This window comes from Thauera sp. SDU_THAU2 (assembly GCF_038260575.1).
Classification (GTDB): domain Bacteria; phylum Pseudomonadota; class Gammaproteobacteria; order Burkholderiales; family Rhodocyclaceae; genus Thauera.
The window spans coordinates 4,735,784-4,759,235 of record NZ_JBBWUN010000003.1 but is presented as its reverse complement, the minus strand read 5'-3'; the positions used below and the strand labels follow the sequence as shown (position 1 = coordinate 4,759,235).

General features: G+C 68.4%; 26 protein-coding genes and 1 pseudogene. 17 read left to right on the top strand and 10 right to left on the bottom strand.

Annotation, left to right across the window (positions count from 1 at the left end; translation table 11 throughout):
- Window positions 1-260: 260 nt before the first annotated feature.
- The 5 genes from dnaB to rpsF all read right to left on the bottom strand — a co-directional run bounded on the left by dnaB (window position 261) and on the right by rpsF (window position 3,281).
- Window positions 261-1,658, bottom strand: a complete 1,398-nt coding sequence (gene dnaB / locus AAFL97_RS23935; RefSeq protein ID WP_263462927.1) for a replicative DNA helicase — start codon at window positions 1,656-1,658, stop codon at window positions 261-263.
- Window positions 1,659-1,833: 175 nt separating this feature from the next.
- Complete coding sequence (gene rplI, locus AAFL97_RS23930; RefSeq protein WP_068635351.1) at window positions 1,834-2,286, bottom strand: 50S ribosomal protein L9; 453 nt, start codon at window positions 2,284-2,286, stop codon at window positions 1,834-1,836.
- A 15-nt stretch (window positions 2,287-2,301) separates the two neighbouring features.
- Complete coding sequence (gene rpsR / locus AAFL97_RS23925) at window positions 2,302-2,577, bottom strand: 30S ribosomal protein S18 (protein ID WP_002933051.1); 276 nt, start codon at window positions 2,575-2,577, stop codon at window positions 2,302-2,304.
- Between the two features lies 1 nt (window position 2,578).
- Window positions 2,579-2,893, bottom strand: coding sequence for a primosomal replication protein N (gene priB, locus AAFL97_RS23920; protein WP_341647068.1), 315 nt, complete (start codon window positions 2,891-2,893; stop codon window positions 2,579-2,581).
- 1 nt (window position 2,894) lies between these two features.
- Window positions 2,895-3,281, bottom strand: coding sequence for a 30S ribosomal protein S6 (rpsF, locus tag AAFL97_RS23915; RefSeq protein ID WP_341647067.1), 387 nt, complete (start codon window positions 3,279-3,281; stop codon window positions 2,895-2,897).
- A 222-nt stretch (window positions 3,282-3,503) separates the two neighbouring features.
- On the opposite strand from rpsF, the gene AAFL97_RS23910 reads away from it, so the two are divergent.
- Window positions 3,504-3,839 (top strand): hypothetical protein, encoded by a 336-nt coding sequence (locus AAFL97_RS23910; RefSeq protein ID WP_341647066.1) that lies wholly within the window; start codon window positions 3,504-3,506, stop codon window positions 3,837-3,839.
- A 21-nt stretch (window positions 3,840-3,860) separates the two neighbouring features.
- Here the strand turns inward: AAFL97_RS23910 and hrpA are convergent, their stop codons facing one another.
- Window positions 3,861-8,129 carry an ATP-dependent RNA helicase HrpA gene (gene hrpA / locus AAFL97_RS23905; protein WP_341647065.1) on the bottom strand — a complete coding sequence of 1,423 codons (4,269 nt, stop codon included), beginning with the start codon at window positions 8,127-8,129 and terminating at the stop codon, window positions 3,861-3,863.
- Window positions 8,130-8,241: 112 nt separating this feature from the next.
- Between hrpA and AAFL97_RS23900 the strand changes: the two genes are divergently transcribed.
- The 12 genes and pseudogenes from AAFL97_RS23900 (at window position 8,242) to AAFL97_RS23845 (ending at window position 18,909) form a co-directional block, all read left to right on the top strand.
- On the top strand, window positions 8,242-8,763 hold the full coding sequence (locus AAFL97_RS23900; RefSeq protein ID WP_341647064.1) for a DUF2478 domain-containing protein: 522 nt from the start codon (window positions 8,242-8,244) through the stop codon (window positions 8,761-8,763).
- 1 nt (window position 8,764) lies between these two features.
- Entirely contained in the window at window positions 8,765-9,019 is a 255-nt protein-coding gene (locus AAFL97_RS23895; RefSeq protein ID WP_341647063.1) for a YkgJ family cysteine cluster protein, read from the top strand.
- 69 nt (window positions 9,020-9,088) lie between these two features.
- On the top strand, window positions 9,089-9,913 hold the full coding sequence (locus AAFL97_RS23890) for an undecaprenyl-diphosphate phosphatase (protein ID WP_341647062.1): 825 nt from the start codon (window positions 9,089-9,091) through the stop codon (window positions 9,911-9,913).
- Between the two features lie 13 nt (window positions 9,914-9,926).
- Window positions 9,927-10,514: a YqiA/YcfP family alpha/beta fold hydrolase gene (locus AAFL97_RS23885; protein WP_341647061.1), complete on the top strand. Its 588-nt coding sequence runs from the start codon at window positions 9,927-9,929 to the stop codon at window positions 10,512-10,514.
- Between the two features lie 16 nt (window positions 10,515-10,530).
- Window positions 10,531-11,401 (top strand): annotated as a pseudogene (locus AAFL97_RS23880) (class I SAM-dependent methyltransferase).
- A gap of 85 nt (window positions 11,402-11,486) precedes the next feature.
- Window positions 11,487-12,353 (top strand): EamA family transporter RarD, encoded by an 867-nt coding sequence (gene rarD, locus AAFL97_RS23875; RefSeq protein ID WP_341647231.1) that lies wholly within the window; start codon window positions 11,487-11,489, stop codon window positions 12,351-12,353.
- 105 nt (window positions 12,354-12,458) lie between these two features.
- The gene (locus AAFL97_RS23870; RefSeq protein WP_341647060.1) at window positions 12,459-14,372 is read left to right on the top strand and encodes a ribonuclease catalytic domain-containing protein; all 1,914 of its coding nucleotides are present in this window, start codon (window positions 12,459-12,461) and stop codon (window positions 14,370-14,372) included.
- A 9-nt stretch (window positions 14,373-14,381) separates the two neighbouring features.
- On the top strand, window positions 14,382-15,278 hold the full coding sequence (locus AAFL97_RS23865) for an energy transducer TonB (RefSeq protein ID WP_341647059.1): 897 nt from the start codon (window positions 14,382-14,384) through the stop codon (window positions 15,276-15,278).
- A gap of 9 nt (window positions 15,279-15,287) precedes the next feature.
- Window positions 15,288-16,121, top strand: a complete 834-nt coding sequence (aroE, locus tag AAFL97_RS23860; protein ID WP_341647058.1) for a shikimate dehydrogenase — start codon at window positions 15,288-15,290, stop codon at window positions 16,119-16,121.
- 6 nt (window positions 16,122-16,127) lie between these two features.
- Window positions 16,128-16,838, top strand: coding sequence for a monofunctional biosynthetic peptidoglycan transglycosylase (mtgA, locus tag AAFL97_RS23855; RefSeq protein ID WP_341647057.1), 711 nt, complete (start codon window positions 16,128-16,130; stop codon window positions 16,836-16,838).
- A gap of 124 nt (window positions 16,839-16,962) precedes the next feature.
- The gene (mgtE, locus tag AAFL97_RS23850) at window positions 16,963-18,405 is read left to right on the top strand and encodes a magnesium transporter (RefSeq protein ID WP_263462942.1); all 1,443 of its coding nucleotides are present in this window, start codon (window positions 16,963-16,965) and stop codon (window positions 18,403-18,405) included.
- Between the two features lie 87 nt (window positions 18,406-18,492).
- Window positions 18,493-18,909 carry a PAS domain S-box protein gene (locus tag AAFL97_RS23845; RefSeq protein WP_341647056.1) on the top strand — a complete coding sequence of 139 codons (417 nt, stop codon included), beginning with the start codon at window positions 18,493-18,495 and terminating at the stop codon, window positions 18,907-18,909.
- On the opposite strand, the gene hemL is transcribed toward AAFL97_RS23845, so the two are convergent.
- The 4 genes from hemL to AAFL97_RS24820 all read right to left on the bottom strand — a co-directional run bounded on the left by hemL (window position 18,906) and on the right by AAFL97_RS24820 (window position 21,808).
- On the bottom strand, window positions 18,906-20,189 hold the full coding sequence (gene hemL, locus AAFL97_RS23840) for a glutamate-1-semialdehyde 2,1-aminomutase (protein ID WP_341647055.1): 1,284 nt from the start codon (window positions 20,187-20,189) through the stop codon (window positions 18,906-18,908). The genes AAFL97_RS23845 and hemL overlap by 4 nt on opposite strands.
- A 138-nt stretch (window positions 20,190-20,327) precedes the next feature.
- Window positions 20,328-20,957, bottom strand: a complete 630-nt coding sequence (gene thiE, locus AAFL97_RS23835) for a thiamine phosphate synthase (protein WP_341647054.1) — start codon at window positions 20,955-20,957, stop codon at window positions 20,328-20,330.
- Window positions 20,950-21,339: a bifunctional hydroxymethylpyrimidine kinase/phosphomethylpyrimidine kinase gene (locus AAFL97_RS24825; protein ID WP_445954520.1), complete on the bottom strand. Its 390-nt coding sequence runs from the start codon at window positions 21,337-21,339 to the stop codon at window positions 20,950-20,952. The genes thiE and AAFL97_RS24825 overlap by 8 nt, the downstream gene beginning before the upstream one ends.
- On the bottom strand, window positions 21,320-21,808 hold the full coding sequence (locus AAFL97_RS24820) for a bifunctional hydroxymethylpyrimidine kinase/phosphomethylpyrimidine kinase (protein WP_445954519.1): 489 nt from the start codon (window positions 21,806-21,808) through the stop codon (window positions 21,320-21,322). Before AAFL97_RS24820 ends, AAFL97_RS24825 begins: the two co-directional genes overlap by 20 nt.
- A gap of 124 nt (window positions 21,809-21,932) precedes the next feature.
- On the opposite strand from AAFL97_RS24820, the gene AAFL97_RS23825 reads away from it, so the two are divergent.
- From AAFL97_RS23825 to AAFL97_RS23810, 4 genes are read left to right on the top strand one after another with little or no spacing between them, the layout of a single operon-like run.
- On the top strand, window positions 21,933-22,085 hold the full coding sequence (locus AAFL97_RS23825; protein ID WP_327084837.1) for a rubredoxin: 153 nt from the start codon (window positions 21,933-21,935) through the stop codon (window positions 22,083-22,085).
- 42 nt (window positions 22,086-22,127) lie between these two features.
- Window positions 22,128-22,517, top strand: coding sequence for a twitching motility response regulator PilG (gene pilG / locus AAFL97_RS23820; protein WP_263462949.1), 390 nt, complete (start codon window positions 22,128-22,130; stop codon window positions 22,515-22,517).
- Between the two features lie 25 nt (window positions 22,518-22,542).
- On the top strand, window positions 22,543-22,908 hold the full coding sequence (locus AAFL97_RS23815; protein ID WP_068635333.1) for a response regulator: 366 nt from the start codon (window positions 22,543-22,545) through the stop codon (window positions 22,906-22,908).
- 7 nt (window positions 22,909-22,915) lie between these two features.
- Window positions 22,916-23,425: a chemotaxis protein CheW gene (locus tag AAFL97_RS23810; protein WP_341647053.1), complete on the top strand. Its 510-nt coding sequence runs from the start codon at window positions 22,916-22,918 to the stop codon at window positions 23,423-23,425.
- Window positions 23,426-23,452: the final 27 nt, after the last annotated feature.

Here is a 23,452-nt window from a genome sequence, read left to right as displayed (position 1 = left end):
CTAAAACCGTCAACAACTACTCACAATAGAAATATTGATCCGGACATCAGTTCCAAAACAGCCGAGCACACACGCACCAACTGCAACCCAATGGCTCGGTCCGCGCAGGCCGCACCGTACCGATCGCGCCGCAGGTGAAACCCAGCATCTCTGAACCTCGCGGCCAATGGGCCCCGCCCAGCCTGGGTCCGTACCGACTACTGTCGCGACTCCGCGCCCAGGCTGAAACCGCCCCTACGAACACCAAGCCCTGGCCGGCCTCAGAAACCCTGCCCGCCCGCGTAGTTCTCGAAGCGGGTGTTCTCGCCGATGAAGGTCAGTCGGACCGTGCCCGTCGGGCCGTTACGGTGCTTGCCGATGATCAGCTCGGCCGTACCCTTGTCCGGCGAATCCGGGTTGTAGACCTCGTCCCGGTAGATGAACATGATGATGTCCGCGTCCTGCTCGATGGCGCCCGATTCGCGCAGGTCCGACATCACCGGGCGCTTGTTGGGCCGCTGCTCCAGACTGCGGTTGAGCTGCGACAGCGCGATGATCGGCACGTGCAGCTCCTTCGCCAGCGATTTCACCGAGCGCGAGATTTCCGACAGCTCGGATGCACGGTTGTCGCCTTCCCGGGTGCCGCTCATCAATTGCAGGTAGTCGATCACCACCAGGCCGAGCCGGCCGCACTGTCGCGCCAACCGCCGCACCCGCGCGCGCAGGTCGATCGGATTGAGGCCGGGCGTCTCGTCGATGTAGAGCGGCGCGTCGTAGAGCTTGCCCATCGCCATCGTCAGCCGCTGCCAGTCGTCGTCGGTGAGCCGGCCGCTGCGGATCTTCTGCATGTCGATGCGACCGACCGAGGAAATGAAGCGGGTCGCCAGTTGCGTGCCCGGCATTTCCATCGAGAAGATCGCCACCGGCAGACGCTGCTCGATGGCGATGTGTTCGGCGAGATTCAGTGCAAACGTGGTCTTGCCCATCGCCGGGCGGCCGGCGACGATGATCATGTCCGAAGGCTGCAGGCCGGATGTCTTCTCGTCCAGGTCCACCAGCCCGGTCGGCACCCCGGTGACTTCGGACGGGTTGTCGCGATCGTAAAGCTCCTGCACCCGATCGACGACCTGCTTGAGGATGGGCTGGATCGAGACGAAACCGCTGGCATGGCGCGCGCCGGCTTCGGCGATCTCGAACACTTTCGCCTCGGCCTCGTCGAGCAGGGCCTTGGCATCCTTGCCCGACGGACTCAGCGCGCTCGCGGCGATCTCGTCGCCCACCGCGACCAGCTTGCGCAGGATCGCCCGCTCGCGGACGATCTCGGCATAGCGCCGGATGTTCGCCGCCGACGGCGTGTTGTTGGCGATTTCGGCGAGATAGGCTAGGCCGCCCGCCTGCTCGGCCTCGCCGCTCTTTTCCAGCGACTCGTAAACCGTGACGACGTCGGCCGGCCTGCCCTGATCGACCAGCCTGGTGATGTGGCGATAGATCCGGCGGTGGTCGTCCCGGTAGAAATCCGCCTCGTTCGCCAGGTCGGCGACGCGCTCCCAGGCCTGGTTGTCGAGCAGGATGCCGCCGATCAGCGACTGCTCCGCCTCGAGCGAATGGGGTGGAAGCTTGATATGCGCGATCTGGGGATCGGGCAGGTAATCAGGGAAACCGGAAGACGAAGAACTCATCACGAACACCCTTGGGGAGCAGCATCCCGCATTCTAGTTAGAAGGGGCATACGATGCTGCGTCCACATTGGAACCCGGTGCCGCAGCAGCACCGGGCACAAACACTGCACCAGGAAGCAAAAAGGGCCGCCCCGGAAGGCAGCCCTTTTCATCTGCGTACGAAAGCTCGCAGGAATTACTGCTGATCGCCGACCACTGCAACGGTGATGGTGGCCACGACGTCGGCGTGCAGGCCGACTTCGAGCTGGACTTCACCGACTTGCTTCAGCGGGCCTTCCGGCATGCGGATGGAGGCGCGATCGATTTCGAAACCCTGGGTGCCCAGCGCTTCGGCGACGTCGGCGTTGCCGACCGAACCGAACAGGCGGCCGTCCATGCCGGCCTTGCGGGTGACCTGGACCGACACGCCTTCCAGCTTGCCGGCCAGTTCCTGGGCGGCGGCCAGCTTTTCGGCCTGGACACGCTCGAGCTCGGCGCGGCGGGCTTCGAACTCGGCCATGTTGGCTTCGGTGGCGCGCTTGGCCTTGCCTTGCGGAATCAGGTAGTTGCGGGCGTAGCCGTCCTTGACCTTGACCACGTCACCCAGGGCACCGAGGTTGACGACCTTTTCGAGAAGAATGATCTGCATGTGTTCGCTCCTCTCTTACTGGTGCAGGTCGGTGTAAGGCATCAGCGCCAGGAAGCGGGCACGCTTGACGGCGACCGACAGCTGGCGCTGGTAACCCGCCTTGGTGCCGGTGATGCGCGCCGGCATGATCTTGGCGTTTTCGGTGATGAAGTCCTTCAGGATGTCCACATCCTTGTAGTCGACTTCTTCGATCTTCTCGGCGGTGAAGCGGCAGAACTTGCGGCGCTTGAACAGGCCACGACCACCACGATCATCCTTCTTCTTGAACTTGGACTTGGGCTTGAAAGCCATTTCAGTTTCCTTCCAGAAATTCGATTGTATTCAGGTGCAGCACCGGGCTTCGACTGCGCAGGCTCCTCGCCGCGAGGAAGCCGCTGATCCGCACCGCCGCCCCGGGTTTCGCCACTGCCAGCACGCCGGCGAGATCGCCGACCGCCACCGCCTGCATCTCGACCGAAACGTCGCGGGCCAGGCCCGCCTCGATCTGCTTCGACTCGTGTGCCAGCACGCAGCTCGCGACCGGCACACCTGCAGGGGTTCGACGCAAGGGCAGCAACTCTGCCAGACGCGCGTCGAGGCGCAGTTCGTTCAACCCGGGATCAGGCAACTCAGGCGGCAGCCGCTTCGCTGTCGGCCGGCTTGGCTTCTTCGGTCGAAGTGGTCAGCGAGCGCGACTTTTCTTCCTTCATCATCGGCGAAGGCGTGGTGACGGCCTTCTTCATCTTGATGGTGAGGTGGCGCAGCACGGCATCGTTGAACTTGAAGGCGTGCTCGAGTTCGGCCAGCGTTTCGCCGTCGCACTCGATGTTCATCAGCACGTAATGAGCCTTGTGCACCTTCTGGATCGGGTAGGCCATCTGGCGGCGGCCCCAGTCCTCCAGGCGGTGGATCTGGCCGTTGCGGCCGGTCACGAGCGTCTTGTAGCGCTCGACCATCGCCGGCACCTGCTCGGACTGGTCCGGGTGGACGATGAAGACGATTTCATAATGTCGCATGCAAACTCCTTGCGGTTGGTTGTTACAGCTCCCCGGCATGCGGTCCGGTGGAGCAAGGAAAGCCCGGCAGTTTAACAAGAACGTCTGAAAAATCAAAGCCCGGATACCATTCCTTCCTCGCAAGACTGCTTACACTCTGCCGCAGCGCCCGAACCACCGCCTCGTCTAGCATCCGGGCCATCGAACGACATCATTCACGCAAGGGCACAGACGAGGCAGACCATGAATCCCACTCCCTTCACTCGCAGGATCCTTGCCGCCCTGATCTGTGGCGGCATCCTCGCCGCCGCGGCACCGGCGATGGCAGGCGGCCACGATCGCGGCTGGCACCAGAAGAAGCATCACCACGCGCAGCATCGCGGCTGGGACAAGCGCACCGTGTATCGCGAGAAGGTCATCATCCGCGAACGCCCGCGCCATTATCGCGAGCGCGAGGTGCATCACCACCATCACTACGCGCCACCCTACCGCGAACGCAGCTACGGCTACGCTTACGGCCGTGCGCCCGCGGTGGTGATCGGCTTCGACGTTCCGCCGATCGTCATCCCCTTGCGCTGACGGCACGCCGGCCGCCCTCGTTCAGCGCGGCCGGCTGTCCCAGATCTTCTGCAGGCGCTTGACCGATACCGGCATCGGCGTGCGCAGCTCCTGTGCGTACAAGCCCACGCGCAGTTCTTCGAGCAGCCAGCGGAACTCCTCCAGCGCCGGGTCTTCCACACCGGCGCGGCGGCGCGCTTGGCGCTCCCGCTCCCAGGCCTGTGCCAGGCCTTTCCACTCGGCCATCGACTGCGCGTCGCGCGCCGGATTGTTGCGGAGTTTGTCCAGCCGCACCGAAGCGCCTTTCAGATAGCGCGGGAAGTGCGCCAGCCGCTCCCACGGAAACACCAGCAGGAAATCCTTGGGCAGCAGTGTTGCAAGCTGCGCCTGGATGTCGGCCACCGCATCCGGAAAGGTCTTCAAACCTGCCAGGCGCTTCTGCAGGGCCGCATGCTCGGTCAGCAATTGCCCGGTCAGGCGCATGAATTCCTGCGCGACCAGGCTGACACGCGGCTTGGCCTCGGCGCAGCGCCGCGCGAAGCCATCGGCACTGGCCGGCAAGGGTTCGAGCAGGCAGCAGCGGGCCAGCGTCGCTTCGACCAGGCGCGCCTTCAGTTCGGCCTCGGTGCCAAAATTCATGTATTGCAAAGCCAGTTCGCGCAGCCCGGGCAGGCGCTCGACCGCCTTCACCTGGTCCTTCAGGTTGAGCGCAAACAGCCGCGCCAGGCCTCGCCGATGCACGCGCGCGGCTTCCTCCGGGGTGTCGTAGGGGCGCAGCGATACACTGTCGCCGTCGTCGTGCAGCGCGGGGAAACCGATCACTTCCCGCCCGGCGACGCGCACCTCCAGCAATTCGGGCAGATCACCGAAAGACCAGGCGGTGAAGCCGGAGAGGGTTGGCGCCGGGGTTTCGGCCACCGCAGCAGCGCCCTCCTGCTTGGCGCGTCCCTGCTTGGCGCGCCCCTGCTCCTCCGTCTTGCCCGCCCGATCCTTCGCTGGCGCATCCGACGCCGCAGCCGTTCGCGCCTCGCCACCCGCGCGGCCAGCCGCAGCATGCTGTGCAGTTTTTCCGCCCCCGGCCACGCCCGCTCCGGACAGCGCCTCCGCCATCGCACCGCCGATCTTCGCCGCAGAGAAGCGCGCCGCCACCTGGTCGCGGAAGCGCGCGCGCAGCTCCATCAGGTTGCGCGACTGCCCCATCACCCGGCCGTGCTCGTCGACGATGCGGAAGTTCATGAAGCAATGCGGCTTCAGGTTCTCCGGCCGGAAGCTCTCCAGCGGCAGCTTCAACTGCACGCGCTCCTCGACGAAACGCTGCAGCATCTTCAGCAAGGGCTCGTCGGTATCGAACTCGCCCGCCTCGCAGGCCGCCATGAAGGCCGCCGCACTGTCGGCCACCGGCTGCAGGCGGTGGCGGTGCTTCTGCGGCACGGTCTTCATCAGCGCCGCGACCTTTTCCTCCAGCAGGCCGGGCACCAGCCATTCGCAGCGGTTGGCGGGAATCTGGTTCAGCATCGCCAGCGGCACCGTCAGCGTCACGCCGTCGTCGGCCTCGCCCGGCTGGTGCAGATAGGCCAGCTTGAGCTTCTGGCCGAGCACTTCCATGACCGCCGGGAAGCGGTCGGTGGTGACGCCCTCGGCCTCGTGCCGCATCAACTGCTCGCGCGACAAGTGCAGCAGCTTGGGTTCGGCCTTCTCCGCCTTCCTGCGCCAGGCTTCGAAGCCGGCGACGTCGCAGACGTCCTCCGGCAGCTTGCTGTCGTAGAAGGCTTCGATCAGCGCCTCGTCCACCAGCACGTCGGGGCGGCGCGACTTGTGTTCCAGGCGCTCGATCTCCGCCACCAGGCGCCGGTTGTGGGCCAGGAAAGCCATGCTGCGTGCGGCGCCGTCGGCGATCTCGCCCTGTACCAGACCTTCGCGGATGAAGAGTTCGCGGCACAGCGCCGGGTCGATGTCGCGGTAGGCGACGCCGCGGCGCGGATAGATCGTCAGGCCGTACAGCGTGCCGCGCTCCCAGGCCCGCACCGCGCCGGACGATTTCGACCAGTGCGGCTCGAACACCTGCCGCCTGAGCAGGTGCGCACCCACTTCCTCGACCCATTCCGGCTCGATGCGGGCGATGCAGCGGCCGAACAGGCGCGAAGTCTCGACCTGCTCCGCCGCCATGATCCACTTGCCGGCCTTCTTCGCCAGCGCCGAGCCGGGATGCGGCCAGAACTTGATGCCGCGCGCACCGAGATAGGCGCCGGCCTGCTGCCCCGAAGCATCCTCGACCCGGCAGCCGACGTTGCCGAGCAGGCCGGCGAGCAGCGCCTTGTGGATGGCTTCGTAATTGGCCGGCTGGTCGTTCTCCTTCCAGCCGTGCTCGGCGCACAGCGTGTGCAATTGGGCGAACACGTCGCGCCACTCGCGCATCCGCATGTAGTTGAGGAAATTCTTCTTGCACCAGGCTTTCTGCTTGCTGGACGACTCGTGGCGCTGCACTTCGTCCCAGGCCTTCCACAGCTGCCAGTACCACAGGAACTCGGATTTCTGGTCCTGCTCGCCGCCGCGGAAGCGGGCGTGGGCCTGGTCGGCCGCGCCGGGGCTGTCCTGCGGACGCTCGCGCGGGTCCTGCACCGACAGCGCGGCGGCGATCACCAGCATTTCGGCCAGCGCGCCGCGGTCGCGTGCGGCCAGGATCATGCGGCCGATGCGCGGATCGAGCGGCAGCTTCGCCAGTTCGATGCCGCTCGGCGTCAGCCTGCGTTCATCGTCGTCGGTGACCGCGCCGAGTTCGGCGAGCAGCGCGTAGCCATCGCCGATGAGGCGCGAGCCGGGCGCGTCGATGAAGGGGAAATCCTCCACCGCGCCGAGCTTCAGCGCCTTCATGCGCAGGATCACGCCGGCCAGCGATGAGCGCAGGATCTCGGGGTCGGTGTGCGCCTGGCGGCGCTTGAAATCGTCCTCGTCGTAGAGGCGGATGCAGATGCCGTCCATGACCCGGCCGCAGCGGCCGGCACGCTGCTGCGCCGCCGACTGGGCGATCTTCTCGACCTGCAGTTGCTCGACCTTGTTGCGCGGCGAATAGCGCTTGACCCGCGCCAGGCCGGTATCGACCACGTAGCGGATGCCGGGCACGGTCAGCGAGGTCTCGGCGACGTTGGTCGACAACACCACCCGGCGCCCGTTGGACGGCGAGAATACCCGCGCCTGCTCCTGCGCCGACTGGCGCGCGAACAACGGCAGGATCTCGGTGCCAGGCAGGTGGTGCGCCTTTCTCAGCGCTTCCGCGGCTTCGCGGATCTCGCGCTCGCCGGGCAGGAAGACCAGCACGTCGCCCGGGCCGCAGCGCTGCGCCTCGTCGACCGCATCGACCAGCGCATCCAGCAAATCGCGGTCGCGGCCCCTGCCGCCATCCTCCCGGCGCCGCTCGCCACGCTCCCCCCTCGCCGCAGCCGGGCGCGCCGCCGTGGCGGCATCGGCCCCGTCGCTCTCCACCGGCCGGTAGCGCAGCTCGATCGGATACAGGCGGCCGGAGACCTCGATCACCGGCGCCGGCCGGCCCGCGGCATCGGCGAAATGCCTGGCGAAGCGCTCCGCATCCAGCGTCGCCGAAGTCACGATCAGCTTCAGGTCGGGCCGGCGCGGCAGCAGCGTCTTCAGGTAGCCGAGCAGGAAGTCGATGTTCAGGCTGCGCTCGTGAGCCTCGTCGATGATCAGGGTGTCGTAGGCGGCAAGCAGCGGGTCGGTCTGGTTCTCGGCGAGCAGGATGCCGTCGGTCATCAGCTTGATGTGGCTGCGCTCGCCGGTCCTGTCGGTGAAGCGGATCTTGTAGCCCACCGCCTGGCCCAGCGGGCTGTTCAGCTCCTGTGCGATGCGGCTCGCGGTGGCACGCGCCGCCAGCCGGCGCGGCTGGGTGTGGCCGATCAGGCCGGCCGCGCCGCGCCCCAGCGTCATCGCGATCTTGGGCAACTGGGTGGTCTTGCCCGAGCCGGTTTCGCCGCAGACGATGATGACTTGGTGTTCGGCCATCGCCGCCGCGATCTCGTCGCGCCGCGCCGACACCGGCAGTTCGGGCGGGAAGTCCGGCACCGGCAGGGCTGCACGGCGGGTCGCGAAGGCGGCGCGCGAACGCTCCAGCAGGGCTTCCAGATCGGCCTGCAGGCGGGCATGCCGCTCCTGCGCCTTCGGCTCCGCTCCCGGGCGGTGTGCCAGTTCACGGCTCAGCCGCCGCAGGCGCGGGCGGTCGGCGCTGAGGCAGTCGCCGAAAGCCTCGTCGGGCTTGCGTACTTCGGACGGGCGGCGTGCGCCCCGGTGTTCAGCCCTCATGGATGGACGGTCGTTTTCATCAGGCCGCGCATTATCCCCCGCATCGCCCCCTGCGGGCACGGCGGTGCGACAATGGCGGGGCTTCCATTCGCCTTCAGTCTCCGTGCCGACCATGACCGCCCGCCCGCTCGCCGCCGTCGTCTATGCCCCCACCGACAACATCGAAATTCTGCTCGCCGAAGCGGCCCGCAGCCTCGCCTCGCGCGGCGTGAAGCTGGGCGGCGTGCTGCAGCACGACATCGCCGACGCTCATGCCGCGTCCTGTGGCATGGCGCTCGAGAACCTCGAGACCGGCGAGCGCATCCCGCTGACACTGGAGCCGGACAGCAGCAATTCGGCCTCCTGCAGCCTCGATCCCGATGCGCTGGCGCGCGCCGCGGTTGCGGTGCGCGGCGCGCTCGGCCGCGGCGTCCAGCTTATCGTCATCAACAAGTTCGCTGCGCAGGAAGCGTCGGGCGCCGGCCTGCGCGACGAGATCGGTGAGTCGATGCTCGCCGGCGTGCCCCTGCTGACCGCGGTGGGAGAGCGCTTCCTCGACGAATGGGCGGCTTTCACCGGCGGCGAATACTCCCGCTTGAAGCCTGCACTCGACGACATCCTGGCGTGGTGGGACGCCGTGCAGGCCGGAGCCTGAGGTGCAGTGCCGCGCCGGCTGCGCTGCCTGCTGCATCGCGCCATCGATCAGTTCGCCGATTCCCGGCATGGAAGGCGGCAAGCCCGCCGGCATGCACTGCATCCAGTTGGACGCAGGCGACCGCTGCCGCCTGTTCGGCGACCCGCGCCGGCCCGCGGTATGCGGCAGCCTGCAGCCATCGCTCGAGATGTGCGGCAACGACCGGGCGCATGCACTGCGCTTTCTCGATCGCCTCGAAGCGATGACATCGCCGTGAGCCCGGCCGCACTGCAACATTCCCGGCGGTATAATCGCGCGCTTCCTCCCCAGCCCCTCTCACAGCCGCATGGATCTCCCTCTCCTCCTCGTCGCACTCATCCTCGGCATCGTCGAAGGCCTCACCGAATTCCTGCCGGTGTCGTCCACCGGCCACCTGATCATCGTCGGCGACCTGCTCGGCTACAACGACGACACCAGCAAGGTGTTCAAGATCGTCATCCAGCTGGCCGCCATCCTCGCCGTGTGCTGGGATTACCGCGAGCGCCTGATCAAGGTCGCCGTCGGCCTGCCCACGCAGCCGGCCGCGCAGCGCTTCGTCGGCATGCTGTTCGTCGCCTTCCTGCCGGCCGCGATCCTCGGCCTGATGTTCCATTCCACGATCAAGGGCCTGCTGTTCAACCCGATCACGGTCGCCACCGCGCTGGTGGTCGGCGGCCTGATCATCCTGTACGTGGAAAAGCGCGCCTACCACCCGCGCATCAACGACGTGGACGAGATGGGCTGGGGCGACGCGCTGAAGGTCGGCTTCGCCCAGGCGCTGGCGATGATCCCCGGCACCTCGCGCTCGGGCGCGACCATCATGGGCGGCGTGATCTTCGGCCTGTCGCGCAAGACAGCGGCGGAGTTCTCCTTCTTCCTCGCCATCCCGACGATGTTCGCCGCCACCGCCTACGACCTGTACAAGAACTGGGACCTGCTGCGGCTGGAAGACCTGCCGGTGTTCGCGGTCGGCTTCGTCGCCTCCTTCGTCGCCGGCATGTGGGCGGTGAAGAGCTTCATCAAGTTCATCTCCAACCACACTTTCGTCGCCTTCGCCTGGTACCGCATCGCCTTCGGCCTGTTCGTGCTGGCGACCTGGTATTTCGGCTGGGTGGAATGGTCGGAAGCCTGACGAGGACAGCGTGATGATCGTCTACCTGCACGGCTTCCGCTCGGCGCCGGCCTCGATCAAGGCCCGGGCGCTGAAGGCGCGCATGATCGAATGCGGACTCGGCGAGTACTTCTGGTGCGAGCAGTTGCCGGTGTCGCCGCGCGCGGCGATCGCACTGGCCGAAAGCGCCATCGAGCGTGCCCGGGCGGGCGGCCGGGTGCCGACCGTGGCCGGCAGCTCGCTCGGCGGCTACTACGCCACCTGGCTCGCCGAACGCCACGGCCTGCGCGCGGTGCTGGTCAATCCGGCGGTGGTCGCGCCGCTGTCGCTGGAAGCCTACGTCGGCATCCAGGACAACCTCTACACCGGCGAGCGCTTCGAATTCACCCACGGCCACATCGACGAACTGCGCGCCATCGAAGTGCCCGCCATCACCCGGCCCGAGCGCTACTGGCTGCTCGCCGAAACCGGCGACGAAGTGCTCGACTACCGCCACGCGGTCGAGAAGTACGCCGGCGCCCGCCAGACCGTGCTCGAAGGCGGCGACCACGGTTTTTCGCGCTGGAACGACTACCTCGACGCCGTCATCGATTTCGCCGGCCTCGGCGATCTCCAGCGCTGATACAGTCTCGCAGGACATGTCCTCGCCTTCCGAACCCCCTTCATCCCCGGCCGGTTTCGACCCCCGCCGCTTCAAGGCGATGGAGCGCGCCGGCTTCAACCGCATCGCCGCGCGCGTATGCCGACGGCGCCCACCTGCGCGCCGAACTGGCCGCAGCACTGCTCGACGCCGCCGCGCTCGAACCCGGCCTGCGCGTGCTCGACCTCGCCAGCGGCCCCGGCCTGCTGGCGCGCGATGCCGCCTTGCAGGTCGCGCCGGGCGGCAGCGTGCTCGCCACCGACATCGCCGAAGCGATGCTCGCCGAAGGCGCCCGCCGCTGCGCCGGGCATGCCGACACGCCCTGCTTCGCCGCCGCCGATGCCGAACACCTCTGCCTTGCCGATACCAGCGTCGACCGTGTGCTGGCCGGCCTCGCGCTGTTCGTCTTTCCCCATCCGGAACGCGCGCTGGCGGAGATGCGCCGGGTGCTCGTCCCCGGCGGACGCGTCGCGCTGTCGGTGTGGGGGCCGCGCGAGAGCGTGCCGCTGATCCACCGCGCCCAGGACTGCATCGCCCGCCTGCTGCCGCCGCCCAAGGTGGCCCGGCCCTCGGTATTCCGCTTCGGCGAAGCCCAGGTGATGCAGGATCTGCTCGCCAAGGCCGGCTTCGTCGACATCCGGATCCGCCCCTGCGAGTTCAGCTGCCACTTCGACGGCGCCGACGCCTACTGGCAGGCTTTCCTCGATCTCGCCGGCGGCGCGGCCGAGGCCATCGGCCGCCTGCCCGAAGCCACCCGGCAGGCGCTGCGCACCGCCGTCGCCGACGACCTCGCCAGCCACGGCGACGGCCGCGGCGGCTTCACCGTGCTGGCGCGCACGCTGGTCGCCATCGCGCGACGTCCGGCCTGACTCCCTCACAAGCACCCGGCCCTTCTTCCCTCTTCCGGCACCCATGAAATCTCCCGCCATCGAGCAGGCCGAACGGCGCCGCGGCATGCTGGCCGCACTGACCGCATTCTCCATCTGGGGGCTGTCGCCGCTTTACTTCAGGGCCGTCGGCAGCATCCCGCCTTTCGAGATCGTCGCCCACCGCATCCTGTGGTCGCTGGTCTTCCTTGCCGGCCTGCTCGCCTTCCTGCCCTTCACCGGCGGCTTCGCGCGCGTCCGCGAAGTCTGCCGCCAGCCGCGCCTGCTCGGCCTGCTCGCGCTGACCGCGCTGCTCACCGGCAGCAACTGGCTGGTGTTCATCTGGGCGATCGACGCCGGCCGCCTGCTCGAAGCCACGCTCGGCTACTTCATCAATCCGCTGGTCAGCATCGCCCTCGGCGCCGCCATCCTCGGCGAGCGCCTGCGGCCGCTGCAGCGCATCGCGGTGGCGATCGCGATCGCCGGCGTAGCCTGGCGGGTATGGCAGCTCGGCAGCCTGCCGTGGATCTCGCTCTACCTCGCCGGCACCTTCGGCCTGTACGGCCTGCTGCGCAAACGCGCGCCGATCGAGGCCGTCAGCGGGCTGTTCATCGAAACATTGCTGGTCGCGCCGCTGGCCATCGCCGGGCTGGCCTGGATGCATGCCGGCGGATCGCTCGGCTTCGGCACCGGCGCCATCGCCGACTGGCTGCTGCCGCTGAGCGGCATCATCACCGCGCTGCCGCTGATGCTGTTCACCGCCGGCGCCCGCCGCCTGCCGCTGGCCACCATCGGCTTCATGCAATACCTCGCACCCAGCATGGGCTTCATCATCGCGATCAAGATCTTCCACGAAGCTTTCGACTCCGGCCAGTTGATCGGCTTCCTGCTGATCTGGATCGCGCTGGCGATCTATTCGGTGGATATGGTGCGCGCCGCGCGCCGGCCGCGCTGATGTCCGCCCGTGCAACCGCCGCGCCGCACGGCGGTCGACACGGCTTTAGGGCAAGCCGCCCGAATCCAGTAAACTACGCAGCTTGCTTTTTTCAGGCGGATGCCGATGTTCGTGCTGTATGAAGAGGACGGGGCCTTCAAGGCCGGCACGATCCTCGCCGACAACCAAGCCACGCTGCAGGTCGAGAACACCCACGGCAAGCGGGTGAAGCTCAAGCGTGCCAACGTGCTGCTCGAATTCCGCGAGCCTGGGCCCGCCGACCTGCTGAGCCGCGCCGAAGCCGGCGCCGAGGAGCTCGACGTCGAGTTCCTGTGGGAAGTGTGCGGCGACGACGAGTTCGCCTTCGCCGACTTCGCCGCCGAATACCAGGGCCACCCGCCCAGCGCGGTCGAAGCCGCGACCCTCCTGCTGCGCCTGCATTCGGCACCGATCTGGTTCCACCGCAAGGGCAAGGGACGCTTCCGCAAGGCACCGGCCGAGATCCTGCAGGCGGCGCTCGCCGGCCTCGAGAAGAAGCGCCAGCAGGCCGCGCTGATCGAGCACATGCGCGCCGAACTGGTCGAAGGCCGGCTGCCGCCCGAGCTGGCGGCGCTGCTGCCGCAGGCGCTGTACCGCCCCGACCGCAACCGCAACGAGATCAAGGCGCTCGAAGCCGCCTGCGTCGACACCGGCCTGTCGGCCGCGCGCCTGCTGCTCAAGTGCGGCGCGCTGGGCTCGAGCTACGATTTCCACTACAACCGCTTCCTGTTCGAGCATTTCCCCGAAGGCGCCGATTTCCCCGCCTTCGCCGCGGCGGCGCTGCCGGCCGGACTGCCGCGCGCCGACGTCGCCGCGTTCTCGATCGACGACGCCTCGACCACCGAGATCGACGACGCCTTCTCGGTCGTGCCGCGCGCCGAAGGCGGCTGGCGCATCGGCATCCACATCGCCGCGCCGGCGCTGGGCTTCAAGCGCGGCACCGAGCTCGACGCCATCGCCCGCCGCCGGCTGTCGACCGTCTACATGCCCGGCGGCAAGATCACCATGCTGCCCGACGAAGTGGTGCAGAGCTTCACGCTGAGCGAAGGCCGCGACTGCCCGGCGGTGTCGCTGTACCTCGACATCACCCCCGGCCTGGCGATCGTCGGCGAGGAAAGCCGGGTCGAGATGGTGCCGATCGTCGCCAACCTGCGCCATCACGACATCGAGCCGCTGTTCAACGACGATACCGTGCATGGCGACGGCCCGGATTTCCCGTGGAAGCGCGAGTTGACGCTGCTGTGGGATCTGGCGACGGTGCTCGAAGCCGGCCGCGGCAAGGCCGGCGGCAACGAGGACCGCATCGACTTCGGCTTCAGCGTGGACTGGAACCAGGCCACGACCGACGGCCCCGGCTTCGTCAGCATCGGCCGGCGCCAGCGCGGCTCGCCGATGGACAAGCTGGTCGCCGAACTGATGATCCATGCCAACGTCACCTGGGGCCGCCTGCTCGACGAAGCCGGCGTGCCCGGCCTGTACCGCGCCCAGGGCGGCGGCAAGGTGCGCATGACCACCGTCGCGGCGCCGCACGAAGGGCTGGGCGTGGAATGCTACGCCTGGTCCAGCTCGCCGCTGCGGCGCTACGTCGACCTGGTCAACCAGTGGCAGATCATTGCCGTGCTGCAGGGCACCGAGCCGGCCTTCGCGCCGAAGTCGGCCGACCTGATGGCGGCGCTGCGCGACTTCGAGCTGACCTATGCCGAATACGCCGAATTCCAGCGCGGCATGGAGCGCTACTGGTGCCTGCGCTGGCTGCGCCAGCACGGCCGCGGCGAAGTCGACGCCACGGTGCTGCGCGAGAACGTCGTGCGCCTGAACGAGATTCCGCTGGTGTTCCGGGTGCCGTCGATGCCGCTGCAGATCCCGGGCAGCCAGGTCCGGCTGATGGTGGAAGGCACCGACCTGCTCGACGTCGAGGTCGAGGCGCGCTTCCTGCGCACGCTGGCCGAGCCCGAGCAGCAGGACGAGAACCGGACCGCGGACGCCTTCGGCCCGCTCTGAGCCCAGGCGATGGCACAGGCCCTCAGCGCTCACACACCAACGGCGGCCGCCCTGCGCAAGGGCAATCGCCTGCTGGCCGGGGCCTTTGCCGTTTCACTGGCGGTGCACGCCCTGCTGCTGAGCCTGCAGTTCCGCATGCCGGACGCCAAGCCGGCGACCCGGGATCCGGGGCTGGCCGTGGTGCTGGTCAACGCCCGCCATGCCCGGGCGCCGGAAAAAGCCGACGTGCTGGCGCAGGCCAACGTCGATGCCGGCGGCACCTCTGAACAGGAAGCCCGCCCCACCTCGCCGCTGCCGCCCCAGCCGGCGCAGCGCGAAGGCGACGCCCTGGTCGAAGCCAAGCAGCGCACGCAGGAACCGGTGCGCGAGCAGAAGCAGGTCGTCACCCGCGAGAAATCCCCCGCCAAGGTCGCTGCCGCACCGGCCAAGGTCGAACAGCCCACTCCCACCCCCGCTCCGCAGCCCCGCGGCCTGGATCTGCTCGACAGCGCCGCCGCCATCGCCCGCCTCGAAGCGGAGATCGACCGCAAGCTGGACGAGATCGCCAAGCGCCCGCGCAGGACCAGCATCGGCGCCAAGGCCAGGGAATACCGCTTCGCCCAGTACGTCGAGGACTGGCGCCTGAAGGTCGAGCGCGTCGGCACGCTGAACTACCCGGAGGCCGCGCGCGGGCGCCTCTACGGCAGCCTGCTGCTGAGGGTGTCGATCAAGGCCGACGGCAGCGTCGAGGAAGTCGTCGTCAACCGCAGCTCCGGGCACAAACTACTGGACGAGGCCGCCGTGCGCATCGTTCAATTGGCCGCACCCTATGCCCCCTTCCCGCCGGACATCCGCAGGGACACGGACATCATCGAAATCACCCGCACCTGGACCTTCACCAATACCAACCAGGTTCGCGCCAACTGAGACTCCGCCATGGACCGTTACGCCGTCACCGGACACCCGATCGCCCACAGCAAATCGCCCCAGATCCATACCGCCTTCGCCCGCCAGACCGGGCAGGACATGAGCTACGAGGCCATCCTCGCTCCGCTGGACGGCTTCGCTGCCACGGTGCAGGCCTTTCGCGCCGGCGGCGGGTTGGGCATGAACGTCACCGTGCCGTTCAAGCTCGAGGCCTTCGCCCTCGCCGACCGCCACACCCCGCGCGCGCAGGCCGCCGGCGCGGTCAATACCCTGGCCTTCGGCGCCGACGGCATTCTCGGCGACAACACCGATGGCGCCGGCCTGGTGCGCGACCTCAAGATCAACCTGGGCCGGGAAATCGCCGGCCGGCGCGTGCTGCTGCTGGGCGCCGGCGGCGCGGTGCGCGGCGTCATGCTGCCGCTGCTGGGCGAAGGCCCTGCGGTGCTGACGATCGCCAACCGCACGGTCAGCAAGGCCGAAGAGCTGGTCGAACTGTTCATGCCGGAGGCAGGTGACGTCCGCCTGTCGGCCAGCAGTTTCGACGCCCTCGCCGGCCAGCAATTCGACATCGTCATCAATGCCACCGCCTCCAGCCTGGCCGATGAGGTGCCGCCGCTGCCGCCCGGCCTGTACGCCGACGGCGCACTCGCCTACGACATGATGTACGGCCGCGACGATACGCCGTTCATGGCCGCAGCCCTCGCCGACGGCGCTGCACGGGTGGCCGACGGCCTGGGCATGCTGGTCGAACAGGCCGCCGAAAGCTTCGCGCTGTGGCGCGGCGTTCAGCCCGATGGCGGCGCGGTGCTGGCCGATCTGCGCCGGCAGATCGGCGCCGGCTGAGGCTGCATGTCCTTGCCCATGGCCGGGACACGCTGGCTCGGCCTGCTGGGCCGCGGCCTGCTGGTCCTGCTTCTCCTGCTGCTGTTCTGGCAACTCGTGCTGCTGACCCAGGTCATCTGGTGGAGCCGCTTCGATCCGGGCAGCACCAGCTTCATGCGCATGCGGCTGGCCGAACTGCGCGAAGCCGATCCCAAGGCCACGCTGCGCCACCAGTGGGTCGATTACGAAAATATTTCCATCCACCTGAAGCGCGCCGTGGTCGCTGCCGAGGACGACCGCTTCCTGGATCATGGCGGCTTCGACTGGACAGGCATCCAGCGCGCGCTGGAAAAGAACGAGCAGCGCGGCCGCCTCGCTGCCGGCGGTTCGACGATCAGCCAGCAGCTCGCCAAGAACCTGTTCCTGTCGCCATCGAGGAGCTGGCTGCGCAAGGGCCAGGAAGCCGTGCTGACGGTGATGATCGAGACCACCTGGGACAAGCGCCGCATCCTCGAGGTCTACCTGAACGTGGTCGAATGGGGCAACGGCATCTTCGGTGCCGAAGCGGCCGCGCAGCGCTATTACGGCACCTCGGCGGCCAATCTGGGACCGTCGCAGGCCGCGCGGCTGGCCGTGATGCTGCCCAACCCCCGCCACTACGAGCGCAACTACGGCCCCCGCCTGGCCGCCCACGCCAACCGCATCCAGCGCCGCATGCAGGCCTCGCAGATCCCCTGAGCGGCATTCAGCCGCCATTCGCTGCGATGCAGCAAATTTTCCATGCGACGGTGTACAAGGGTCGCAAGCGTCACATCAAGCCCGTAGAATCCGGGGTTCCGTCCCCCCAAGCCGGCAGCCCCCCATGACGCAGGAAGAGGAACTCCATCCCGACGACGTCCAGCAGCACCTGCGCGAAGTGCAGGAGTTGCTCGCACGCCAGAAAGTCGTCGAGGACCTCGTCCACCGCCAGGACATGCCGCGCCACGAGCTGGTCGAGACGCTGGTGCACAAGCAGCACGAAGCTGGGCTGCGCGCCAAGCTGGACGAACTGCACAACGCCGACATCGGCTACATCCTCGAGTCGCTGCCGCTGGAGGAGCGCCTCTACGTCTGGGACCTGGTCAAGGCCGAGCGCGACGGCGAGATCCTGCTCGAAGTCTCGGACGCGGTGCGCGAATCGCTGATCGAGACGATGGCGCCGGAAGAGCTGAAGGCCGCCGCCGAATCGCTCGACGCCGACGAGCTCGCCGACCTCGCGCCCGACCTGCCGCCCGAAGTCATCCAGGACGTCTTCCAGTCGCTCGACACCGAAGGCCGCGAGCAGCTGCGCACCGCGATGTCCTATCCCGAGGACTCGGTCGGCGCGCTGATGGACTTCGACATGGTGACGGTGCGCGAGGACGTCACCCTCGAAGTCGTGCTGCGCTACCTGCGCCGCTTCGACGACCTGCCCGACCACACCGACAAGCTCTTCGTCGTCGACCGCGAAGACCATCTGAAGGGCATCCTGACCCTCGAAACCCTGCTGATCAGCGACCCCGAGCGGGAAGTCGCCGAAGTGATGCGCTCGGAAACGGTGATCAGCTTCACCCCCGAGGACGAGGCCGACGACGCCGCGCAGGCCTTCGAGCGCTACGACCTGGTGTCCGCACCGGTCGTCGATGGCGACAAGCGCGTGATCGGCCGCCTGACCGTGGCCGACGTGGTCGACTACATCCGCGAGGAATCGGAAGCCGAAATTCTGAGCAACGCCGGCCTGCGCGAGGAAGAGGACATCTTCGCCTCGGTGTGGGATTCGGTGAAGAACCGCTGGGCCTGGCTGGCGATCAACCTGGTCACGGCCTTCGTTGCTTCGCGCGTGATCGGCCTGTTCGAGGACTCGATCGAGAAGCTGGTGGCATTGGCGACGCTGATGCCGATCGTCGCCGGCATCGGCGGCAATTCGGGCAACCAGACGACGACAATGATCGTGCGCGCGATCGCGATGGGCCAGGTCGAGCAATCCGCGATGCAGCGCCTGCTGCGCAAGGAGCTCGGCGTGGCGCTGATCAACGGCGTGGTCTGGGGCGGGCTGCTGGGCGGGCTGGCATGGTGGCTGTACGACAGCGCCTCGCTGGGCCTGGTGATGACCGGCGCGACGACGCTGAATCTCTTGCTGGCCGCCAGCGCCGGCGTGATCATTCCGATGCTGCGCCAGCGCCTCGGCGCCGACCCGGCGATCGGCGGCTCGGTGATGATCACCGCGCTCACCGATTCGGGCGGCTTCTTCATCTTCCTCGGCCTGGCGACGCTGTTCCTGCTCTGAGCGGCCATGCCCGCCAGGGCAGCCGCCTCGTCGGAGGCACCCCTGCGGGGCATGTTCCGCCCGCAGCAAACAGGAGCTCGACCCACCATGAACGACGGCCCGAATCCTGCCGGCCTCCACCGCCTGATCACCGGGCAGATGGCGGACGCCCTGATCTATGCCGACCGCAACGGCATCATCCGTGTCTGGAACAGCGCCGCCGAGGCGCTGTTCGGCTTTCCGGCCGCCACTGCCATCGGCCAGAGCCTGGACCTGATCATCCCGGAACGGCTGCGCGCGACGCACTGGGCCGGTTACGACCGCGCGCTGGAGAGCGGCGCCACCCGCCTCGGCCGCCGCGCGATGCTGACCCGCGCGCAGAACCAGGCAGGTCAAACGATCTATGTGGAAATGAGTTTCGCCGTCGTCGCCGACCCGGCCACCGGCGTGCTCGGCTCGGTGGCAGTGGCCCGCGACGGCACCGCCCGCCGTGAACTGGAACTCGCCCGCCGCGTGGCGTCCTAAGCCAGCGCCGCGAACACCTCGCGCGCCGTCGCCACCGTCGCGTCGATCTCGGCCTCGCCGTGCGCGGCCGAGACGAAGCCCGCCTCGAAGGCCGACGGCGCGAAATAGTGGCCGGCGTCCAGCATGGCGTGGAAGAAGCGGCTGAAGCGATCCTTGTCCGCCGTCATCACTTCGGCGAACGAGGCCGGCACCTTGTCGGCGAAATACAGGCCGAACATGCCGCCGACGGAATCGGCGCTGAACGTCACGCCAGCCGCCCGCGCCGCAGCGCTCAAGCCATCGACCAGCCGCCTGGCGCTGGCCGTCAGACCCTCGTAGAAACCCGGCTCGCGCGTCAGCTTCAGCGACACCAGGCCCGCCGCCACCGCCACCGGGCTGCCCGACAGCGTGCCGGCCTGGTACACGGCGCCGAGCGGCGCGATCTTTTCCATGATGTCGCGGCGGCCGCCGAAAGCGCCCACCGGCATGCCGCCGCCGATGACCTTGCCCAGCGTGGTCAGGTCGGGCGTGATGCCGTACAGGCCCTGCACGCCCTGCGGGCCGACGCGGAAGCCGGTCATGACCTCGTCGAAGATCAGCACCGCGCCGTACTGCGTGCACAGGCTGCGCAGGCCTTCGAGGAAGCCGGGACGGGGCTTGATCAGGTTCATGTTGCCGGCCACCGGCTCGACGATGATCGCGGCGATCTCGTCGCCGCGGGCCTTGAACACCTCTTCGACCTGTTGCAGGTCGTTGAAGTCGAGCACGATGGTGTGCTTGGCGAAATCGGCCGGCACGCCGCCCGAGGACGGGTTGCCGAAAGTCAGCAGGCCGGAGCCGGCCTTCACCAGCAGGCTGTCGGCGTGGCCGTGGTAGCAGCCTTCGAACTTGATGATGGCGTCACGGCCGGTGAAACCGCGGGCAAGGCGGATCGCGCTCATCGTCGCCTCGGTGCCGGAGCTGACCAGGCGCACCATGTCGACCGACGGCAGCAGCGCGCAGATCAGTTCGGCCATCTCGATCTCGGCTTCGGTCGGGGCGCCGAAGGACAGGCCTTTCAGCGCCGCCTCGCGCACCGCCTCGACGATCGCCGGGTGGGCGTGGCCGGCGATCGCCGGCCCCCAGGAGCCGACATAGTCGATGTAGGCCTTGCCGTCGGCATCCCACACCCGTGCGCCCTCCGCCCGTTCGAGGAAGCGCGGCGTGCCGCCGACCGAACGGAAAGCACGGACCGGCGAATTGACGCCGCCGGGAATGGTCTGCTGGGCACGCTGGAAGAGGGTTTCGTTACGGCTGGCCATGGGGTCTTCGTCCTCGGCTGGATTCCAAAGGCGACATTATCGTCCCCGCTGCCGCGCAGGGTCCAGCATCGGGATCAAGGCAGATCCGGCTTGCTTCGATACCGCGGCTGCCGTTGACGCAACTCAAGCCCGCCCCGTTTACGCCTGGAACAGGGCCCGATAGGCTGCGGCGCGGACCGCCGGATCGGGCGCCGCGAACACGTCGCCGATCACCGCGATCAGGTCCGCGCCGGCGGCGACCACTTCAGCGGCGTTGTCCAGCGTGATGCCGCCGATCGCCGCCACCGGCAAACCCAGCTCCGCCTTCGCCTGGCCGAGCAGCGCGAACGGCGCGGGCGGCGCGGAAGGCTTGGTGGAGGACGGGAACATGGCGCCGAAGGCGACGTAATCCACGCCGGCGGCGGCACCGGCGCGGGCGCGTGCCAGGTCGGCATAGCAGGTCACGCCCAGGATGCAGCCGCTGCCGAGCGCCCGCCGGGCAGCGGCGGGATCGCCGTCGTCGCGGCCGAGATGGACGCCGTCGGCACCGACTTCGAGCGCCAGCGCGAGATCGTCGTTGATGATCAGCGGCACGCCCGCCGCACGGCACAGCTCCCGCAGCGCCGCGGCCTGCGTGCGCCGTTGCGCCGCTGCGGCGAGCTTGTTGCGGTATTGCAGCAGCGCCGGCCGGCCGGCCAGCACCTGCGCGGTCAGGGCGACGAGCCGTTCGTCGTCGGTTTCGTCGGGCGTCACCGCATACAGGCCGCGCAAGGCCATGCTCTCACTCATCGTCCTCTCCATCGTTGCCGCTCTTGCCGCGCGCCCAGAAGAAACGGTCGGGCAGCGCCCGTCCCATGCCGGCCCGGTAGGCATGGCGCAGCGCCTGCTGGGTGAATTCCTGCGCTTCGCGCACCGCCTCGGGCAAGGCCATGCCGTGTGCCAGCGCTGCCGCCGCGGCGGCAGCCAGCGTGGTGCCGGCACCGAGGAAGCGCCCACCGAGACGTGGCCAGACGTCGGTGCGCAAAGTGCCTTCCTGCCCAATCAGGCGATTGACGACCTCGGGCGCATGCTCGCCGCCGCCGGTCAGCAGGATGTATTCGGTGCCGCAGTCAAGCACCCTTTCGATGGCGTCGTCGAGCCCCGGCAGTTCGTCACTTGTCGTCGCCGCCACCGGCCACGCCGGCCAGGCGGCACAGCTCGTGCCGGCCAACCACCAGCAGCGTGGTCTGCGGCAGCACCAGGTCGGCCAGCGCCGCAGCCATCTCGTCGCCGGCCTCGCCCAGGTCGCCGGCGGCATACAGCGCCGGCTCGACGACCAGCGGCAGGCCGGGGTAGTCGGACAGCAGCTCGGCGATGGCGAGGGCATTGTCGACGCTGCCGCAGAAACCGAGCTTGAAGCCTTCGACCGGGATGTCCTCGAGCACCGCGCGCGCCTGCGCGACGACGATCTCGACATCCTGCGGCCATATTTCGTCGGCGCTGCGCGTGTCGCGCAGCAGCGCCGCAGTCTGCACCGGCAGGGGGTGGCAGCCCATGCTCGACAGGGTCAGCACGTCGGCCGCGAGGCCGCTGCCGGCCGTCGCATCTCCTGCGCCGAAGCACAGCACGGCCGGCGGCAAGTCCGGAATTTCAATCGGCATGGGTGAGAAGTCCGCCACGGAGGCGGCATTTGGAATGGGTTAAGATGCGCCTGATTTTACCCTCTGCCCTCACCTGGGTCGAACCATGGCCGACACTGCTCCCGACACCTCGTACAAGACCTGGATGTGCCGGATCTGCGGCTTCATCTACGACGAAGCCGCCGGTCTGCCGGACGAAGGCATTCCGCCCGGCACCCGCTGGGAGGACATCCCGGCCGACTGGACCTGTCCCGACTGCCAGGCCGGCAAGGACGATTTCGAACTGGTCGAGATCTGAGTCCCGGCCCCTCGGCACGATGAACAACCAAGGATGACTTGAATGGACATTGCCGGACTGAAGGTCATGGTCATCGACGACAGCAACACCATCCGCCGCAGCGCCGAAATCTTCCTCGGCCAGGCCGGATGCGAAGTCCTGCTCGCCGAAGACGGCTTCGACGCCCTGGCCAAGATCACCGACCACAAGCCCGACGTGATCTTCGTCGACATCATGATGCCCCGGCTGGACGGCTACCAGACCTGTGCGCTGATCAAGAAGAACGCACGCCTGACCGCCACCCCGGTGATCATGCTGTCGTCCCGCGACGGCCTGTTCGACCGCGCCCGCGGCCGCATGGTGGGCTCGGACGAATACCTCACCAAGCCTTTCACCAAGGACAGCCTGCTCAAGGCCGTCTCGACCCACGCCCGTCGCGATACGACGCGCTGAATCCCTTTTCCGCAGGACTTCGACAATGCCGATCAGCACGATTCTCGTGGTGGACGACTCCCCCACCGAACGCCTGGCCCTGCAGGAGCTGCTGTCCCGCGAGGGCTACAAGGTCCTGACCGCCGAATCCGGCGAGCAGGCGGTGGAACGCAGCAAGGCCGACAAGCCCGACCTGATCCTGATGGACGTCGTCATGCCCGGCATGAACGGCTACCAGGCCACCCGCACGATCTCGCGCCACGAGAGCACGCGCAGCATCCCGATCATCCTGTGCACCAGCAAGGGCCAGGAGACCGACAAGATCTGGGGCATGCGCCAGGGCGCCCTGGCCTACCTGGTCAAGCCAGTCGACCACGACGAACTGCTCGCCCGCATCCGGGCCATCGGCTGAGGCGGCCATGGCCAGACGCAGCAGCCTGCGCGAATTCCAGGAACGCCTCGCCCGCCGCCTCGCCGAGGCCCGCACGGCCGACCGCCGCGGCCTGCTCGGTTTCCAGGCGGGCAGCGAGAACTGGCTGATCGACCTCGCCGAAGCCGGCGAGATCCTGCCGCCACCGCCGCTGGCCGCGGTGCCGCTGACGCAGCCCTGGTACCGCGGCCTGGCCAATGTGCGCGGCACGCTGTACGGCGTCGTGGACCTGGCCTGCTTCCACGGCCAGGCGCCGACACCGGCCGGCGGGCGCTCGCGCATGCTGCTGGCGGGCACCCGGCTCGGCATCCACTGCGCACTGCTGGTGACGGCGTCGGCCGGCCTGCGCAGCGAGGACGATTTCGAAGCCGATCCCGGCGGCGACACACGCCCCTGGGTCGGCAAGCGCCTGCGCGACGCCCAGGGCCACCCCTGGCTGCAGCTCGACGCCGCCAGGCTGCTGGCGGCCCCCCGCTTCCTGGACGCTTCGTTCGAATGAATCCTCCGGCCTTCCGCCCGACTCCCG